The sequence below is a fragment of the Aeromonas sp. s1(2024) genome (genome assembly GCF_040908005.1).
GTDB classification, from domain to species: Bacteria; Pseudomonadota; Gammaproteobacteria; order Enterobacterales; family Aeromonadaceae; genus Aeromonas; species Aeromonas caviae.
The window spans coordinates 99,895-118,505 of record NZ_JBFOCW010000052.1; the positions used below are offsets into that span (position 1 = coordinate 99,895).

Annotated in this window: 14 protein-coding genes; 7 read left to right on the top strand and 7 right to left on the bottom strand. The window is 60.8% G+C overall.

From position 1 onward, the window contains the following. Positions 1-26: 26 nt before the first annotated feature. From AB5Y70_RS12470 to AB5Y70_RS12500, 7 genes are all read right to left on the bottom strand, one after another. The gene (locus tag AB5Y70_RS12470) at positions 27-4,889 is read right to left on the bottom strand and encodes an NAD-glutamate dehydrogenase (protein ID WP_010674766.1); all 4,863 of its coding nucleotides are present in this window, start codon (positions 4,887-4,889) and stop codon (positions 27-29) included. Positions 4,890-5,163: 274 nt separating this feature from the next. Further along, positions 5,164-5,385 carry a DUF2835 family protein gene (locus AB5Y70_RS12475; RefSeq protein ID WP_010674767.1) on the bottom strand — a complete coding sequence of 74 codons (222 nt, stop codon included), beginning with the start codon at positions 5,383-5,385 and terminating at the stop codon, positions 5,164-5,166. A 67-nt stretch (positions 5,386-5,452) separates the two neighbouring features. Then, on the bottom strand, positions 5,453-8,077 hold the full coding sequence (gene pepN / locus AB5Y70_RS12480) for an aminopeptidase N (protein WP_010674768.1): 2,625 nt from the start codon (positions 8,075-8,077) through the stop codon (positions 5,453-5,455). A gap of 129 nt (positions 8,078-8,206) precedes the next feature. Next, positions 8,207-10,222, bottom strand: coding sequence for a carboxy terminal-processing peptidase (prc, locus tag AB5Y70_RS12485; protein ID WP_010674769.1), 2,016 nt, complete (start codon positions 10,220-10,222; stop codon positions 8,207-8,209). Positions 10,223-10,230: 8 nt separating this feature from the next. After that, positions 10,231-10,875 (bottom strand): RNA chaperone ProQ, encoded by a 645-nt coding sequence (proQ, locus tag AB5Y70_RS12490; protein WP_010674770.1) that lies wholly within the window; start codon positions 10,873-10,875, stop codon positions 10,231-10,233. 101 nt (positions 10,876-10,976) lie between these two features. Beyond that, positions 10,977-11,435: a GAF domain-containing protein gene (locus tag AB5Y70_RS12495; RefSeq protein WP_010674771.1), complete on the bottom strand. Its 459-nt coding sequence runs from the start codon at positions 11,433-11,435 to the stop codon at positions 10,977-10,979. Between the two features lie 108 nt (positions 11,436-11,543). Beyond that, positions 11,544-12,002 (bottom strand): hypothetical protein, encoded by a 459-nt coding sequence (locus AB5Y70_RS12500; RefSeq protein ID WP_010674772.1) that lies wholly within the window; start codon positions 12,000-12,002, stop codon positions 11,544-11,546. 41 nt (positions 12,003-12,043) lie between these two features. Between AB5Y70_RS12500 and AB5Y70_RS12505 the strand changes: the two genes are divergently transcribed. From AB5Y70_RS12505 to AB5Y70_RS12535, 7 genes are all read left to right on the top strand, one after another. Then, positions 12,044-12,307, top strand: a complete 264-nt coding sequence (locus AB5Y70_RS12505; protein WP_125117269.1) for a hypothetical protein — start codon at positions 12,044-12,046, stop codon at positions 12,305-12,307. After that, a complete protein-coding gene (ccoN, locus tag AB5Y70_RS12510) occupies positions 12,282-13,706 on the top strand; it encodes a cytochrome-c oxidase, cbb3-type subunit I (protein WP_010674773.1) in 1,425 nt (474 codons plus the stop codon). Before AB5Y70_RS12505 ends, ccoN begins: the two co-directional genes overlap by 26 nt. Positions 13,707-13,724: 18 nt before the next feature. Continuing rightward, positions 13,725-14,339: a cytochrome-c oxidase, cbb3-type subunit II gene (ccoO, locus tag AB5Y70_RS12515; protein ID WP_010674774.1), complete on the top strand. Its 615-nt coding sequence runs from the start codon at positions 13,725-13,727 to the stop codon at positions 14,337-14,339. Between the two features lie 11 nt (positions 14,340-14,350). After that, positions 14,351-14,530 carry a cbb3-type cytochrome c oxidase subunit 3 gene (locus AB5Y70_RS12520; protein WP_202040249.1) on the top strand — a complete coding sequence of 60 codons (180 nt, stop codon included), beginning with the start codon at positions 14,351-14,353 and terminating at the stop codon, positions 14,528-14,530. Next, a complete protein-coding gene (gene ccoP / locus AB5Y70_RS12525; protein WP_010674776.1) occupies positions 14,530-15,519 on the top strand; it encodes a cytochrome-c oxidase, cbb3-type subunit III in 990 nt (329 codons plus the stop codon). Before AB5Y70_RS12520 ends, ccoP begins: the two co-directional genes overlap by 1 nt. 113 nt (positions 15,520-15,632) lie before the next feature. Next, complete coding sequence (locus AB5Y70_RS12530) at positions 15,633-16,121, top strand: FixH family protein (RefSeq protein ID WP_010674777.1); 489 nt, start codon at positions 15,633-15,635, stop codon at positions 16,119-16,121. Between the two features lie 88 nt (positions 16,122-16,209). Further along, on the top strand, positions 16,210-18,606 hold the full coding sequence (locus tag AB5Y70_RS12535; RefSeq protein ID WP_029314548.1) for a heavy metal translocating P-type ATPase: 2,397 nt from the start codon (positions 16,210-16,212) through the stop codon (positions 18,604-18,606). Positions 18,607-18,611: the final 5 nt, after the last annotated feature.

The window sequence follows — 18,611 nt, forward strand, 5'->3', positions numbered from 1 at the left end:
CCGGCAACTGGCCGGGGCTTTTGGGGTTATGCCGAGGTTCGGCAATTCAACTGGAGCAGGTTCAACTCTCGCAAGGCCACCGAGAACTTGGCGAACTCGTGGGTGCTGGTAGTCTTGAAGTCGGCCAACATATGGGTCCAACGGGACAAGAGCTGCTCATGCTCCGAAATCCAGTCGGCCAGTATGGTAGCGCATTCCCCCTGCTCTTTGCACCCTTCCAGTACCACGGAAGTGAGGCTGCGTTGCTGCCAGTCCAGATCTTCGCGGAAGGAGGCCCGCGCCATCGCCTGCCAGTGGTTGCCCACCGGCTGATGGTTGATCTGCTCGAGGAACCAGTGCAGATCCAGCTTGGCACCGAGACGGTAGTAAACGTTGGCGGCGCGCAGGATGTCGGTCTTGTGCTCCGCGGCGATCTGCGCCAGATCCAGGCAGGAGAACAGGCTGCTCATGTGGGATACCTGACGGGCAATCTGCTCGGGTACCGCTTTGGCCACCAGGGCCGCGACCGCCTGCTGGTGCTCGGCCACTTCGCTCTCGTCCATCACCTCGTAGAGGTGCTCCGCCAGGGTCTCGAAGGCCGGGCGGAAGAAGGCGATGTTCTCGCCGATGCTCCAGCTGCGGTTGCGGGCACGCAGGAACCAGCGGGTGGCGCGGCGTACAATGCGGCGGCTGTAGAACATCAGCTCGAGCTGGGTGTTGGCATCCACCTGGTTGTCACACCCTTCGATGTCGCGCCACAGGGTATTGAGGCCGAACACCTCGCGGGCCATGGCGAAGCAGCAGGCCACTTCGGCCACCGAGGCACCGGTCTCGTCCTTCATCCGGCTGGCGAAGTTGAGCCCCATGTCGTTGACCAGCATGTTGGCCACCCGGGTCGCGATGATTTCGCCGCGCAGCGGATGCTGGGCAAGGGCCGCACCGAACTGCTGCTGCAGCTGGGTCGGGAAGCTGGTGACCAGCATGTTGGCCAGGAAGGGCTCGTCGGTCACTTCCGGGCAGTTGAGCTGCTCTTTGAGCACCATCTTGCCGTAGGCCACCAGCACCGCCAGCTCGGGACGGGTCAGCCCCTGCCCCGCCGCCATCCGCTCGGAGAGCTCCTCGTCGGTGGGGAGGAACTCGAGGCCGCGGTCCAGCTTGCCTTCCCGCTCCAGCCCCTGGATGAAGCGCTGCTGCTCTTTGAGCTGCTCGGCGCCACGGAACGCCGTGACCGAGATGGACTGGGACTGGCGATAGGCGTTGGTGATGACCACCTGCGCCACCGCATCCGTCATCTCGTAGAGCATCTGGTTGCGCTGCTTGAGGGTCAGATCCCCGGCGGCCACCAGCTGGTTCAGCAGGATCTTGATGTTCACCTCGTTGTCGGAGCAGTCCACGCCGCCCACGTTGTCGGTGAAGTCGGTGTTGATGCGACCACCCTGGCTCGCGTACTCCACCCGGCCGAGCTGGGTGAAGCCCAGGTTGCCACCCTCGCCCACGATGCGGGCACGCAGATCGCGACCGTTGACTCGCAGCACGTCGTTGCTGCGATCCCCGACGTCGGCGTCGCTCTCGCGGGCACTCTTCACATAAGTGCCGATGCCGCCGTTCCAGAGCAGGTCCACGTTCAGACAGAGCAGGGCCTTGATCAGCTCGTTCGGCGCCATGCTGGCCTTGTCAGTGCCGAGCAGGGTCTGCATCTCGGGGCTCAGCTTGATGGACTTGGCCGAGCGCAGGAAGATGCCGCCCCCCTTGGAGATGAGCTCACGGTTGTAGTCATCCCAGCTCGAGCCCGGCAGCTCGAACAGGCGCTTGCGCTCGACGAAGCTCCTGGCCGCATCCGGGGTCGGGTCGACGAAGATGTGCATGTGGTTGAAGGCGCCCACCAGCTGGATGTGCTCGGAGAGCAGCATGCCGTTGCCGAACACGTCGCCGGCCATGTCCCCAATACCCACGCAGGTGAAGTCGGTGGTCTGGCAGTTGATGCCAATCTCACGGAAGTGGCGCTTGACCGATTCCCAGGCGCCGCGGGCGGTGATGCCCATCTTTTTGTGGTCATAGCCCACCGAGCCGCCGGAGGCAAACGCATCGCCGAGCCAGTGGCCGTATTCGAGGCTTATCTCGTTGGCGATGTCGGAGAAGGTGGCGGTGCCCTTGTCGGCCGCCACTACCAGGTAGTAGTCATCCTCGTCGTGACGCACCACGGATTTTGGCGGGATCACCTCGCCGCCGATGATGTTGTCGGTCACATCGAGCAGGCCGCGGATGAACAGACGGTAGCAGGCCTTGCCCTCCTCCTGGATGACGGCACGGGGGGCGCCTGCCGGCATCTGCTTGCAATAGAAGCCGCCCTTGGCGCCCACCGGCACAATGACGGTGTTCTTCACCTGCTGGGCTTTCACCAGACCCAGCACTTCGGTGCGGAAGTCCTCCTTGCGATCGGACCAGCGCAGGCCGCCACGGGCCACCTTGCCCCAGCGCAGGTGTACCCCTTCCACTCGCGGGGAGTAGACGAAGATCTCGAACTTCGGCAGCGGCAGCGGCATGTCGGTGATGCTGGAGGGGGCCAGCTTGAAGGAGATGTAGGGCTTGATGTTGCCCGCCTTGTCCAGCTGGTAGTAGTTGGTGCGCAGGGTGGCGTCGATCATCTCCACATAGCGGCGAATGATGCGATCGTCATCCAGGTTGGCGACCTGATCCAGCTTGGCGGCGAGCTGCTCATGCAGCTTGGCGGATGCCTTGGCATCTTGCGATGGCACCTTGGCGTCCTGCTTGCCGGCCGGATCCAGACGCTGTTCGAACAGAGTGAACAGCAGCTCTGCGATATCCGGATAACGGGTCAGGGTCTCCTCGATATAGGACTGACTGAAGGAGACGCCGGTCTGGCGCATGTATTTGGCATAGGCCCGCAGCACGGATACCTGACGACCGGTGAGGCCGGCCCCCAGCACCAGACGGTTGAAGCCGTCATCTTCCAGGGTCTTGTTCCAGATGGCGGCGAAGGCCTGCTGGAAGCGCTGCTGGCTCTGCTCCAGATCGAACGGTTGCTCGCCCCGCAGCAGCATGGAGAAATCGAGGATCCAGAACACCTCGCCGGTGGGGGTCCGTACCTGATACGGGGTCTCGCCGATGACGCGCAGTCCCATGTTTTCCAGCATGGGCAGGACGTCGGAGAGGTGGATGGGTTCGCTTCGGTGGAACAGCTTGAGGCGTACCCGGCGATCGTTCTCCTCCTCCTGGGCGCGGTAGAACAGCATGCCAAGCGGCTCGGCCTCGCTCAATCCATCCAGGGCCATGATGTCCGCGACGGCAGAGCCCGGCAGCACATCTTCCTTGTAGGCACGGGGGAAGGCGGTGCTGAAACGGCGGCGCAGCTCGTTACCGCGGGCCTCGCCATAGTGGGAAAGCAGCACGGAATCCAGGCGGTCATCCCAGCTGCGGGCCGCTTCAATCAGGTTGTTCTGTACTTCGTTCACATCCACATCCACGTTGTTGTTGTTGACCCGCACTATGTAGTGAGTCCGTGCCAGCACGCCCTCGGTGAAGTAGACGTTGAACTCCACATCGATGCTGCTGCCAAAATATTTCTGCAAAATCTGCTGGGTCTTGACCCGCAGCGCCGTGTTGTAGCGCTCCTTGGTGACATAGACCATGCAGGAGAAGAAGCGGCCGTAGACGTCGCGGCGCACGAACAGGCGCAGCATGTCCCGCTCCTGCATCTCCAGCACGCCGAGACCGGTGGCCAGCAGCTCCTCTTCACGGGCCTGGATCAGCTCGTCGCGCGGGTAGGTTTCCAGCACGTTCAGCAGCGCCTTGTAGGCATGAGAGCCCGATTCAAAGCCGGAGGCGGCCATGATGCGCTCGAGGCGGTGGCTGATGAGGGGGATCTGGGTCGCACTGGTGTTGTAGATGGAGGAGGCATACAGGCCGATGAAGCGATCCTCTCCCACCACCTTGCCGTGCTCGTCGAAGCGCTTGATGCCGATGTAATCCACATAGGCCGGACGATGCACCCGGGACTTGCTGTTGGACTTGGTGAGGATCAGCAAGTCGGAACTGAGGGCCGCGTGACGGGCGCTGGCGGGCATGGTGCCGAGGCGCTGGCCTTCGTCCTTGATGGAGTTCTTCATCAGCCCCAGGCTGGACTCGGGCTGCGGCAGGATCTCGTGATCCCCCTCCACCGCCTTGACGTCGTAGCGACGATAACCCATCAGGGTGAAGTTGTGGGCGGCCACCCATTTGAGGAAGGCGACGCAGGAGTCCACCTCGGCCTGGCTGACCGGGTTCTTGCGTTTGGGCAGCTCCTCGATGATCTCGTTCAGGCGCGTCAGCATGGGCTGCCAGTCTCCCACCGCCAGGGCCACTTCCCGCGCCACCGAGTTGAGCTCGGCAGTCAGGGCGTCCATCTCCTCTTCACCGGTCAGGTGATCGATTTCGATGAGGAAGGCGGTTTCCACCGAGGTCTGCTCTGCGGTGTTGTCCAGATCCAGGATGGCGCCAATCTTGCCGCCTTCGCCGCGGATCAGGTGCAGCGGCTGGTGCAGCATCATGTGGGCGGTGATATTGAGACGCTTGAGGGCCATGCGGATGGAGTCCACCAGGAAGGGGGAATCCTGCAGGATGATCTCGACGATGGTATGGGGAGACTGCCATCCGTGGCGGGTCAGCTCGGGGTTGTAGACCCGGATATAGGGCTCGATGCCGGTACGGTGGTTGAGGGCATTCCACAGACTGAGGGCGGCGCCATAGAGATCGCTGTCATTGCGGTCATGCAGATCAGTGCTGGCCATGTTGCCGTAGAACTTGGCAACGAAACATTCGACCAGGGAGGCACTGTTTTTCGGCAATTTCTGGTGGATCAGACTGAGAACGTTTTCGAGCAGAACGGAGGTAGGGGCGTCTTTCAATGCCATTGCTAGTTTCCTTATCGGACGACATCACAGACACGGCGACATCCACCCAGGATGCCCACCGGTACAGAGTTGCAGCGAAGTGTAATGGCTTGGATCAAGGAAGGCGAGCAAAGGTGATAACGGGATGTTAAAAACAAGGGACAGATCACGGCTTGGGTTGTGATAAATTTTGCCAAGTTGGCAAAATTCAGAAAATCCCACTGGATGCCGCGCCATTTGCCGGATAGATAGTGACTTAAAGCAGATAATTACCCGGATTGATGTTCAAGTTTTGTTAATTTATGCGTTCCAGGGAAATGAAGCGATGATCGTCCTGGGTTTTCAGTCGAAAGTAGCCGTGAACGCCGCTCTCCGACACAAAACGCCGGATTTTCTCCAATCCCAGCTCCAGGGTCAGACCCTGCTCGGTACGTACCACCAGGCGGTTCACCTGCCCCTGGTACATCAACATGATCTCGTCGCGGCCAAGGGAGAGCCGAAAAGTGTATTGCCTCATGTCACCTCCTGGTCATCCATGAAAAACGGGCAGGAAAGCCAGGCTCCCCTGCCCGCCGTCGCGGCGCTTACTGTGCCAGCGCCTTGCTCACCTTCTCGAACAGATCCCGCGCCAGCCCGTCCAGGTTGGCCAGGCGGGTCAGCTCGGCGCGAACCAGCGCCTTGCGCCCCTCATCGAGCCGCTTGAACTGGATAAGCGGGGTGATGAGGCGGGACGCCACCTGGGGATTGACCTCGTTGAGCTCGATCAAGAGATCGGTCAGGAAGCGATAGCCGCTGCCATCGGCGGCGTGGAACTGCACCTGGTTGTTCATGGCGAAGCTGCCGATGAGCGCCCGCAGCCGGTTCGGGTTGCGGATGCTGAAGGTCGGGTGCGCCATCGCCTGCTTCACGTCATGGAGCACATCCTTGGCCGGCTTGGCCCCCACCAACCGCAGCCAGTTGTCCAGTACCAGGCCATCATGGGCCCATTTGCCTTCGAAGTCGGCCAAGAGCGCGGCGCGGCACGGCAGCAGATGGCTGTTGGCCACCTGGAGCGCCGCCAGGGTGTCGGTCATGTTGTCGGCAGCCTCGTACTGCTCGCGCACCAGGGTATCGGCCTTCGCGGCATCCAGCGCCGCCAGATAACCCAGCACCACACCCTTGAGGGCCCGCTTGGCCATGTCGGCATGGACCACCTGATAAGCCGGCAGACGCAGGCTCTCGTAGCACGCCAGCAGGCGGTCGCCGAAGGCGTGGGCCAATGCGGTCTGGATCCCGTTGCGCACCTGGTGGATGGCGTCGATGTCGGCCACCTCGAACAGCTCGGCCAGGGTCGCCTCCCCCGGCAGGGCCAGGATCTCTGCCTTGAGGGCGGGATCCAGTGCAGCCTCGTCCAGAATGGCGACAAAGGCCGCCAGCAGGGTGTGGGAGAGTTCAACCCCCTGCCCGTGCTGGACCCGGGCCACCCCGTCGATCACCGCCTTGTTGATCAGCATCTGGGCGGCGTCCCAGCGGGCAAACTCGTTGCGGGCATGACGCATCAGGAAGGCCAGGGCCTCGTCGCTGTAGTCATAGTGCAGCTTGACCGGGGCGGAGAAGTCTCGCAGCAGGGAGGGTATCGGTCTGACCGGCACTCGATCGAATTCGAACGTCTGCTGTGCTTCCAGCACGTCCAGCACATTGCCGATGGCCTTGCCCTGGTATTGCAGCGGGATGACGGCACCCTGTGCATCGTAGAGCTCGATGTCGAGGGGGATATGCAGCGGCAGCTTTTGTGGCTGATCCTGGGTCGGCGGCGTGTGCTGGCTCACGTGCAGACGATAGACACCGCTTTCGGCATCGTATTCGTCGGTCACGGTGAGCTCGGGGGTGCCGGACTGGCTGTACCAGCGGCGGAAGCGAGCGAGATCCACCCCGGAGGCATCCTCCATCGCCTGCACGAAGTCGTCGCAGGTGGCAGCAGAGCCGTCGTGACGCTCGAAGTAGAGTCGCATACCCGCCTGGAAGGCGTCCTCCCCCAGCAGGGTGTGCATCATGCGGATCACTTCAGAGCCCTTCTCGTAGACGGTCAGGGTGTAGAAGTTGTTCATCTCGATCACCACATCCGGGCGGATGGGGTGGGCCATGGGGCCGGCATCTTCGGCAAACTGCGGACCGCGCACGGTGCGCACGTTGTTGATGCGGTTGACGCCGCGCGACCCCAGATCGGAGGAGAACTCCTGATCCCGGAACACCGTCAGTCCCTCTTTGAGGCTTAACTGGAACCAGTCGCGGCAGGTGACGCGGTTGCCGGTCCAGTTGTGGAAATATTCGTGGCCGATCACCCGCTCGATGCCGTGGTAGTCCGCATCGGTGGCAGTGGCCGGGTTGGCCAGCACGAACTTGGAGTTGAAGATGTTGAGCCCCTTGTTCTCCATGGCCCCCATGTTGAAGAAGTCCACCGCCACGATCATGTAGATGTCGAGGTCATACTCGAGGCCGAAACGCTGCTCGTCCCAGCGCATGGAGTTGATGAGGCTCTCCATGGCGAAACCGGCGCGGTCCAGGTTGCCCTTGTCCACGAAGATCTCGAGCGCCACCTGGCGGCCGCTTTTGGTAATGAAGTGGTTGCGTTCCACATCGAAGTCCCCCGCCACCAAGGCGAAGAGGTAGCTCGGTTTGGGGAAGGGATCCTGCCACTGCACGAAGTGGCGACCGTCGTCCAGATCGCCGCTCGCGACCTTGTTGCCGTTGGAGAGCAGATAGGGGTACTTGGCCTTGTCGGCGGTGATGCGGGTACTGTAACGGGCCAGGATGTCCGGCCTGTCCATGTAATAGGTGATACGACGAAAGCCCTCGGCCTCGCACTGGGTGCAATAGGCATCGCCGGATTTGTAGAGCCCCTCCAGCGCCGTGTTGGCGGCGGGATCGATGTCGGTGACCACGGTCAGCACGCACTCGGCCGGCAGGTTGAACAGGGTCAGGCTGCTCTCTCCCTGCTCGTATTGCTGATAGGGCACGCCATCCACAATGACGCTGACAAGGTCAAGCCCCTCGCCGTCCAGCACCAGGGGTTCGTTGTGATCGCCGCTGCGACGCAAACGGGAAATGGCGGTGACCCGGGTCAGGGGCTCTTGCAGCTGAAAATCGAGATCCAGGCTGTCACACCAATAGAGGGGAGCCTGGTAATCCTGGCGATATTTGGCCGTCATGGCCTGAGGTTGTTCAGTCATTATTGTGTGCTTCCACGCTTTGTTATTGACGTGTCAGAGGCTGTCACAAGGCTCGGACAGGGTCAAATAGTTTGCATTCAGGCAAAAGAAAGGGCGACCCGAGTCGCCCTTGTCATTTCGTTGCCAGCATCAGCTCTTCTTGCTGAGGGTGGTCAGATCCGCCGTGATGTTGGCCGCTTCCACCTGGTATTCGTCAGGTGCCTCGAAATCGGTCGGCAGTTCATCCAGGCTCTTCACCGTCGGCTTGCCAAGACGGGTCAGCCGCTCATTGGCTCGCGCCAGCGCCTTCTCGTCCTGTTTGGCCTGTTCAGCCAGCCGCTCGGCTTCGTTCAGGGAGACCGACTTCTTGTCCTTGTCCGCCTGATACTCCTTGATGTCCTGCAGCACATAGGCAAATTCCGGATCCTTGGTGATCCGTGCCTCGTGGGCCGCTTTCAGCTTGGGCAGCAGGCTGGAGAAGTCCCCCAGTCGCTCGTAGCTGGCCGAGGCAATCTTGTCCCAGGGCAAGGCGTTGAACTCGCGGCTCTCCCCCGTCTCCCCCGGCGCTACCGCAGTCGGGAAGGCGATATCGGGTGCAACTCCCTTGTTCTGGGTGCTGCCGCCATCGATACGGTAGAACTTGGCGATGGTGTACTGCACGTGACCCAGCGGCTGCTCGTAGAAGTCATAGACCTTGGCGAGGCTGCGATGCTGCTGCACCGTCCCCTTGCCGAACGAGTTTTCGCCGAGGATCAGCGCACGACCATAGTCCTGCATGGCGGCAGCGAAGATCTCGGAGGCCGAGGCGCTGTAGCGGTCGATCATCACCGACATGGGGCCACCGTAGTAGACATTGCCGTCGTCGTCGCCATTGACGGTGATGCGACCCATGTGATCACGGATCTGCACCACGGGGCCGCTGGCAAAGAAGAGACCGCTCAGGGCGGAAGCTTCCGTCAGGGCACCGCCACCGTTGCCGCGCAGATCGACGATGAGGCCGTCGATCTTCTGCTTGTTGAGGCTGGAGATCTCCTTGATCACGTCGTCGTGCAGGTTGACGTAGAAGCTCGGGATCTCTAGCACGCCGATCTTCTTGCCCTCGGCGGTGATCACCTTGGACTTGGCGGCTCTGTCTTCCAGACGCACCTTGTCACGCACCAGCTCCACCAGCTCGGTCTTGGCGGTCGCGCCCTTGCCGCGCTGGATCTCCAGCTTCACCTTGCTGCCCTTGGGCCCCTTGATGAGCTCGACCACGTCGTCAAGACGCCAGCCAATGACATCCACGATCTTACCGTCGTCCTGCCCCACACCGGTGATCTTGTCATCGGGTTTCAGGTGATTGGACTTGGCCGCCGGGCCGCCTGGCACCAGGGAGCGGATGACGGTAAAGTCATCTTCCGCCTGCAGCACGGCCCCAATCCCTTCCAGCGAGAGGTTCATCTCGGTGTTGAACCGATCGGCGCTGCGCGGAGACAGATAGCTGGTGTGCGGTTCGATGGCGCGGGCGAAGGAGTTCATGAAGAGCTGGAACACGTCCTCGCTCTCGGTCTGGGACATCCGCTTGATGGCGTTGTTGTAACGCTTGCCAAGCAGCTCCTTGATCTCGGGCCACTCCTTGCCGCTGAGCTTGAGGCTCAGGGCATCGAACTTGACCCGCTGACGCCACAGCTCGTTGAGCTCGGCTTCATCCTTGGGCCAGGGAGCCCCTTCCCGATCGAAGACGTAATTGTCTTTCTGGGTAAAATCGAAGGGAGTGTCGAGCAGTTTGAGGGCGTATTCGAACCGCTCGTACCGCCGCTGCTGACTCAGGTTGAACATCTCGTAGGCCGGAGCCAGTCGCCCTCGCTCGAGGTCGGTGTCAAAACCGGTACGATATTTCTCAAAACGGCTGATGTCAGAGGCCAGAAACAGGTTGCGGCTGTAGTCCAGATTCTCCAGATACTTGTCAAAGATCACGGAGGAAAAGGCGTCGTCCAGCTTGAACTGTTTGTAGTGGGAGCGGGTAAACAGATTGGCAATTCGCTTGCTGGCCGTAGCATGTTGGCTCTCTTGAGCCAACACAGGCAAATCACTTTCCTTGAGCACCGGCTCGATGGCCTGTGCGAGCCCGGCAAGCGCCAGGCTACAGGCAACGAGTGAAAAACGAATCACGCCATGCTTCAACATTCGTCTCCTTAGAGAACCAGATGCTCGAACTTGACCCGCAACATCATGCCGGTCTGCAATTGAACCTGTACGTCATCCTTGGTCACTTCCTTGATGGTCGCAGGCACAGGGGACTTGCCCAGCACGACGCGCACGCCCTGCTCGACTTTCAGGGTAGCGGCATCCACTTTCACCAGCGGCGCATCGGCGACCGGTGCAGCCTTGGGAGCAGGGGCGGACTTGGGCTTGTCGGAGCGGGGAGCGTCAGCCTTGCGCGGCGCGTTGCGACGCGGCTGCTTGGGCTTGTCTTCCTTCTCCTTGGTGTTGGTGCGGCGGCTGGCAAAGACACGTTCCTTGCTCTCCTTGAGCGCCTGTTTGGCATGCTCGATGTGCTCTTCGGTGAGCAGCTCGCCCGGGTTGCCGTCCAGATCGACACGGGCCTGGCCAGCCTTGAGGCCATGCAGGTAACGCCAGCTGGAGGTGTATTGACGCAGAGCAGAGCGCAGCATGGTCTTGGAGACTCTCTCGTCATCAGCAAGACGCGCGGCCAGATCCTGGAAGATGCCAATCTTGAGTGGCTTGGCCTCTCCTTCAGCGATGAAGCAGGCCGGGAATTTCTCGACCAGGTAGGCGACGATCTCTTTACTGTTCTTCAGCTTTTCAGTGTTTTCCATGTATAACCTTGGCTTTCATATAGACGCACGGGCATGCCCGAACACAACAAAGGCCCCATTATAGAGAGCTTGGGACCTTTTGCGAACCATCTAGCAATGACTTAGAGCATGCTTTCCAAAATTTGCACCGTTTCTTCGAGGCCAATCCGGTCCTGCTCGTCAAAGCGGTTAAAGATTGGACTGTCGATGTCCAGCACCCCGATGATCTCCCCGCCACGGCGCAGCGGGATCACGATTTCCGAGTTGCTGGCACCGTCGCACGCAATGTGCCCCGCGAACTGGTGCACGTCGTCCACCAGCTGGGTCTTGCCCTCGGCAACCGCAGTGCCACAGACGCCGCGCCCGACCGGGATGCGCACACAGGCCGGCTTGCCCTGGAACGGGCCGAGCACCAGGGTCTCGCCCTGCAGCAGGTAGAAACCAACCCAGTTGATGTCAGCCAGTTCCTGATTGAGCAGGGCAGACAGGTTTGCCAGGGTGGCGATCATGTCGGGTTCGCCCTCTAGCAATGCCTGGGCCTGCTGGTTGAGCGTGCGATAAAATGCTTGTTTTTCAATCATGATTAAATGAACTTCACTCTTTGATAATCAATGCAAGGTACCGTCCTGCCTGAAAATTTCAAATCAATTTTCATTTATCCCCCCTCCTGGGGCCCGATGAGAGTCCGTTCAACGTGCCGCGCCCAACGTCAGTTGATGGCGCTGGCCATTGCTCCACTCGATGGTCAAGAGCCAGTCCATCGCCTCTGCCGTACAACTTCCCACCTGGGTCACCCCTCGCCACCCCGCATCGCTGGCTTCAAACAGCACGGGGATGAGCCCCATGAACATCTCCTTGCCCTCGAGCCAGGCCTTGACCGGCGTAATGGCCGGCACACCCCCTTGAAGGCGCAGGACAAAGTCATGTTCAGGGCGGATCGGCAAGCCATCGATGCTGACCGTCAGCGGGCGATCCCCGACGATGAGGCGGCAGGGGCTGTGGGACAGATCACAAATCTGAACATTGGAGCCCTCTGCATGGTCGCTTCCTGTGCCTGAAAACCAGGTTCGATAGGCCATCAGGGAGAGCAAAATGACCAGCACCATGGACAGGTGGACGATTTTGCGTGAAGTGAGTCTCTCTTTCATGAAAAAACAGCTCTGTAAGGTACGTAGAAAATGTAATTTTCGTGATCTGGCTCAAGGTAAAAACTGGCGGACATGAGACCCGCTGGAGCCAAATATATCACTGTTTGTACTGTTATTTTACCGGTCATTTCAGTATCATTCTCAATGGATTTTCATTTAACCACCTTTTGCTTTTCCTTTTATTAACAGATGTTAACGAGGGGATTTTGCAAAACCGGGGTGAAAATGGCCCAGGACACCGGGCAACACTAACAACAGCATCGGAAGCGGAATACAACGATGAGCCATACAACAAACCACCCTGAGTACAACTACACCGTTGTGCGCCAGTTCACCGTCATGACGATTGTCTGGGGTATCGTCGGCATGTCGGTGGGTGTATTGATTGCAGCCCAGTTGATCTGGCCTGCCCTCAACTTCGACACCCCCTGGCTGACGTACAGCCGTCTGCGTCCCCTGCATACCAATGCGGTCATCTTCGCATTTGGTTGCAGCGCCCTGATGGCCACCTCCTTCTACGTGGTGCAACGCACCTGTCAGGTCCGGCTGTTTGGTGGTCCCCTCGCCTCCTTCGTGTTCTGGGGCTGGCAGGCGATCATTCTGTCTGCAGCCATCTCGCTGCCGCTGGGGTACACCACCTCCAAAGAGTACGCCGAGCTGGAGTGGCCCATCGACATCGCCATCGCCGTGGTCTGGGTGAGCTATGCCATCGTCTTCTTCGGCACCTTGGTCAAGCGCACCACCTCCCACATCTATGTGGCGAACTGGTTCTTCGGTGCCTTCATCATCACGGTGGCCGTACTGCACATCGTCAACAACATGGAAGTGCCGCTCTCCGGCATGAAGTCCTACTCCATGTACTCCGGTGCCATGGATGCCATGGTGCAGTGGTGGTATGGCCACAACGCAGTGGGCTTCCTGCTGACAGCGGGCTTCCTTGGCATGATGTACTATTTCGTGCCCAAGCAGGCGGGTCGCCCCGTCTACTCCTACCGCCTCTCCATCGTGCACTTCTGGGCGCTGATCTCCCTCTATATCTGGGCCGGTCCGCACCACCTGCACTATACCGCCCTGCCTGACTGGGCCCAGTCGCTGGGCATGGTGATGTCCCTCATCCTGTTCGTGCCCTCCTGGGGCGGCATGATCAACGGCATCATGACCCTCTCGGGTGCCTGGCACAAGCTGCGTTATGACCCCATCCTGCGCTTCCTGATCGTCTCCCTGTCGTTCTACGGCATGTCGACCTTCGAAGGCCCCATGATGGCGATCAAGACCGTCAACGCCCTCTCCCACTACACCGACTGGACTATCGGTCACGTTCACTCCGGTGCCCTGGGCTGGGTTGCCATGGTGTCCATCGGTGCCGTCTACCACCTGATCCCGAACCTGTTCGGGCAGGGGCGCATGTACAGCATCAAGCTCATCAACGTCCACTTCTGGCTGGCCACCGTGGGCACCGTGCTCTATATCGTCGCCATGTGGATTTCCGGTGTGATGCAGGGTCTGATGTGGCGTGCGGTCAACGACGACGGCACCCTGACCTACAGCTTCGTGGAGGCGCTGCAAGCTTCCTATCCCTTCTACTTCGTGCGCTTCCTGGGTGGCTGCTTCTTCGTCACCGGCATGCTGCTGATGGCCTACAACGCCTATCGCACCGTCACTGCGCCCAAGGGTTCTCTGGAACCCGTCGCACAGCCAGCCTGATTTGAAGGGGTTTAAAGCATGAGCAACAACAACCGTCACGAGATTTTTGAAAAAAGCGTCCCCATGCTGGTCATTGGCATCATCTTCGCCATCAGCCTGGGGGGCCTGGTGGAAATCACCCCCCTGTTCTTCCAGAAGCAGACCAACGAGCCGGTGGAGGGCCTCAAGCCCTACACCGCCCTGCAGATGGAAGGACGCGACATCTACATCCGCGAAGGCTGCACCGTCTGCCACAGCCAGATGATCCGCCCGTTCCGCGCCGAGACCGAACGCTACGGCCACTACTCGGTTGCCGGCGAGAGCGTGTGGGAGCACCCCTTCCTATGGGGCTCCAAGCGTACCGGCCCGGATCTGGCCCGGGTCGGCGGCCGCTACTCCGATGACTGGCATCGCGCCCACCTCATCAACCCGCGCGACGTAGTGCCCGAGTCCAACATGCCGGCCTTCCCCTGGCTCGAGACCAATGTGCTGAGCGGCGAGCTGACCGGCAAGAAGCTGGCTCTGTTCCGGGATCACTTCGGCGTGCCCTATACCGATGCCGACATCGCCGGTGCCGGTGAGGCCGTCAAGGGCAAGACCGAGCTGGATGCGCTGATCGCCTATCTGCAATCACTGGGCCATGCCCTGAAATAAGGAGTCGGGATATGGATTACGGCACATTTCGCGGCCTGTACACCCTGCTGCTGATGGTCATCATGATTGGCATCATCGTCTGGGCCTACAGCAAGCGCCGCAAGGCTTCTTTCGACGAGGCCGCCAACCTGGTTTTTGCCGATGACGAGCAACCCCGTGCTGATAACAAGAACGCAGGAGCGAAGCAATAATGAGCACTCTGTTTAGCATTTTTGTGACCGTCATAAGCCTTGGCACCATTCTCGGCTGCTTCCTGCTGCTGGCCTGGTGCATGAAGGACAAGATGGGGGCCGAAGAGGGCAAACCCATGGGTCACACCTTCGACGGCATCGAGGAGATCAACAATCCCCTGCCGAAGTGGTGGTCCTATATGTTCCTCTTCTTCATCGTCACCGGGCTCATCTACCTGCTCGCCTTCCCGGGCCTTGGCAACTTCAAGGGTCTGCTGGGCTGGCAGAGCTCCAACCAGGATGTACGTTCCCTGGCCGAGTCCAAGGCAGCGGCGGCTTCCGCCAAGGCCGAAGGACGCGCGGTGGAATACGATCGGGAACTTGCCAAGGCCGACGAGATCTACGGCGCCAAGTTCCGCGAGCTGACCTATCAGGCTGACGGCAAGAGCTACAAGGAGATCACCGAGATCGCCAAGGATCCGGAAGCCCTGAAGGTGGGTCAGCGCCTGTTCCTGCAAAACTGTTCCCAGTGTCATGGCTCCGATGCCCGCGGTGGCCGCGGTTTCCCGAACCTGACCGACAGCGAATGGCAGTGGGGCGGCGCACCCGACCAGATCAAGACCACCATCATGGGCGGTCGTCAGGGTATCATGGCCGCTTGGGGCGAGATCCTGGGTCAGGACGGGGTGAAGGAGGTGGCCTCCTATGTGCTGAGCCTCTCCGGTCGCAAGGTTGATCTGGTGGAAGCCAAGAAAGGGGAAGCACGCTTTGCCATGTGCGCCGCCTGCCACGGCCCGGATGCCAAGGGCGGCATCGCCTTCGGCGCCCCCGACTTGACCAACAACATCTGGCTCTATGGCGGCTCCCGTCAGGTGGTCGAACAGACCATCACCCACGGTCGTCACGGCGTGATGCCGGCCTGGAAGGACATTCTGGGGGAAGACAAGGTACATCTGCTCGCCTCCTACGTTTACAGCTTGTCCCACAACGATCGGCAAAATCAGCAGTAACATGTGATAAGCACGTGATTAATCAGCAAAAAGCCTCGACTCTTCGAGGCTTTTTGTTATCTTGTGTTGGCTGAATTACCGCCATTTCGTTAACCATTTGTTTCGGTAGCATCATGACCCAACCCTGGTATCGCCAATTCTGGCCCTGGTTCATCATCGCCCTCCCCTGCGCCGCCGTGGTAGGCAGCATCGCCACCGCCATCATTGCCAGCAAGGATGGGGTCAACCTGGTAGCGGAGGACTACTACAAGCAGGGCAAGGAGATTAATCAGGATCTCAGCAAGTTCGATCGCGCCGAGGCGCTCGGCATCCGTATCGCCCTCAATGTCAGCGACAAGGAGCTGACGTTAAATCCACTGTCCGGGGATTTCCCCCTCGGGCAGGCACTGCACCTCTCCCTGTTTCATCCCACGTTGGCGGGCCTGGACAGCGAACATCTGCTGACGGCCGATGGCAAGGGAGTCTATCGCCTGATGCTGGACAAGCCCCTCACCGGCAAGTGGCACGTGCGGGTCGATGCCTTCAACCATGAATGGCGCCTCCAGGAGACGGCACAACTGCCGACTCAGGCAGCGATTGAGCTCGATCCCAAGGGACGTTGAATCACGAAGGCAGGGTGATCGGCACGCCGGTCAGCCACCCTTCTCCCCGACCCGGCCTGCTGGGCTGCATCAAAGAGGGATGATCACCATGACCGGCTGTTTTCACTGTGGTGAACCGGTTCCCACTGGCAGTAACTTTACTCTCGAGATCAAAGGCATCGTTCAGCCGATGTGTTGCCCTGGCTGTCAGGCCGTGGCACAGACCATTCTCGAATGCGGCCTCGCCAGTTATTACGAACACCGCACCGCTCCCGGCATCAAGGGGGAACTGGTGCCCGAAGAGCTCGCCGCCCTCACCCACTACGATCTGGCGGAGGTGCAGCAGGAGTTCGTCACCGACACCGGTACGGGTCGCGAAACTACGCGCGAGATCCAACTGACGGTGGAAGGTTTGACCTGCGCCGCCTGTGCCTGGCTCATCGAGCGGCACCTGATGACCCTGCGCGGTCTGCGTTACATCAACGTCAATACCACCACCCATCGCGCCCGCATCAAGTGGGATCCGGCCCAGCTCTCTTTGAGCGACATTCTCAAGGGCTTTGCCAGGGTCGGCTATCGCGCCTATCCCTTCCAGACTCATCAGCAGGAAGCGCTCTACGCCAAAGAGGTGCGCAGCTACATGTTCCGCATGGCGCTGGCCGGCCTTGGCTCCATGCAGGTGATGATGTGCGCCGTAGCACTCTACATGGACCTCTTCATCAGCGTGGAAGAGGAGTTCATGATCTACTTCAAGTGGATAAGCCTTCTGCTCTCCACCCCCATCATGATCTACTCGGCCCAGCCTTTTTACGTGGGGGCATGGCGCAGCCTGAAGCAGGGGCACCTCTCCATGGATGTTTCGGTGTCGCTGGCACTGATCGGCGCCTTCGTCGCCTCCATCTGGGCCACGGTCTTCAACACGGGTGAGGTCTATTACGACTCCATCACCATGTTCGTCTTTTTCCTGCTGTTGGGCCGTCTGCTGGAACTGCGAGCGAGGCGCAAGGCGTCGGAGTCGAGCTCCAACCTGGCGCGCCTGGTACCCATCATGGCAACCCGCATCGATGATGACGGCGAACACGAGGTGGCCGCCAAGACGCTGCGAGTCGGAGACAGGGTGCGGGTACTCGCGGGGGCCACCCTGCCGGCAGACGGCATCGTCACCCTGGGCCAGGCCAGCCTCAACGAATCCATGCTGACTGGCGAACAGTTGCCTCTGCTCAAACAGGCCGGAGATCCCGTCTATGCAGGCACCATCAACACCGATGCCCCCCTGGAGATCCGGGTCAGCCATTCCATTGAAGAGTCGCGCCTGGCCCAGATCATGCGCCTGCAGGATCATGCTCTGGACGACAAGCCCGCCATCGCCCAGCTGGCGGACGTGCTGTCGCGCCACTTTATCCTGGTGCTCCTGATCATTGCGGCCGGGGTCTGGACCTTCTGGCATTTTCATGAGCCCGAGCGGGCCTTCTGGGTCACCCTGGCGGTGCTGGTGGCGACCTGCCCCTGCGCCCTCTCGCTGGCCACCCCGACCGCACTGACCTCGGCCACTGCCAACCTGACCCGCAGCGGCATCCTACTGCGCCGCGGCCACGTGCTGGACATTCTGACCCGGGCCAACCGCATCGTGATGGACAAGACGGGGACCCTGACCACGGGCAACATCAGCCTGGTGAGCACCCAGCCCCTCGGCGAGCTCGACGCAGCCCGCTGCCTCGCCCTCGCCCAGGCCCTGGAGACCTATTCCGAGCATCCCATCGCCCGTGCGTTTCGAAGCAAACCACTGGCGGACGGGGTGCCGCTCGCCGCCAGCGACGTCACCCCCGTCATCGGCCACGGCGTGCAGGGAGTAATTGAGGGCAAGCATTACCGCATCGGCAGTGCACGCTGGCTCGAACTGGCGCAAGAAGAGAATGCCGCTCAAGGGCTGACCATCTATCTGGCCGATGAACACGGACTGCTGGCCCGTTTCATCCTGGCCGACACGCTGCGCCCCGATGCCGGTGCACTGATCCAGGCCTTCAAGGAGGCAGGCCTGCAAACCACCATTCTCACCGGCGACGGTTCGGACCAGGCGGACATGCTGGCCCGCGAGCTGGGGGTCGATGAGCTGGTAAAAGGGGTCACCCCGGACGGCAAGCTGGCCTATCTCAAGGCCCGGGAAGCGGCCGGGGATATCAGCATCATGGTGGGAGATGGCATCAACGACGCCCCTGTGCTGGCCGGCGCCCACGCGTCCTTTGCCATGGCGGGGGGCACGGATCTGGCCAAGAACAGTGCCGACGCCATCCTGCTGGCCGACGATCTCTCCCGTCTGCTGGCCGCCCGGGCCCTGGCCCTGCGAACTCGCAAGATCATCAAGGAGAACTTTGCCTGGTCCATCGGCTACAACCTGCTTGTGCTGCCGCTGGCTGCAAGTGGCTGGCTCCCCCCTTATCTGGCGGCTGCTGGCATGTCCCTGAGCTCCCTCATCGTGGTCACCAACTCCATGCGGCTCAACCGGTGAGCAGC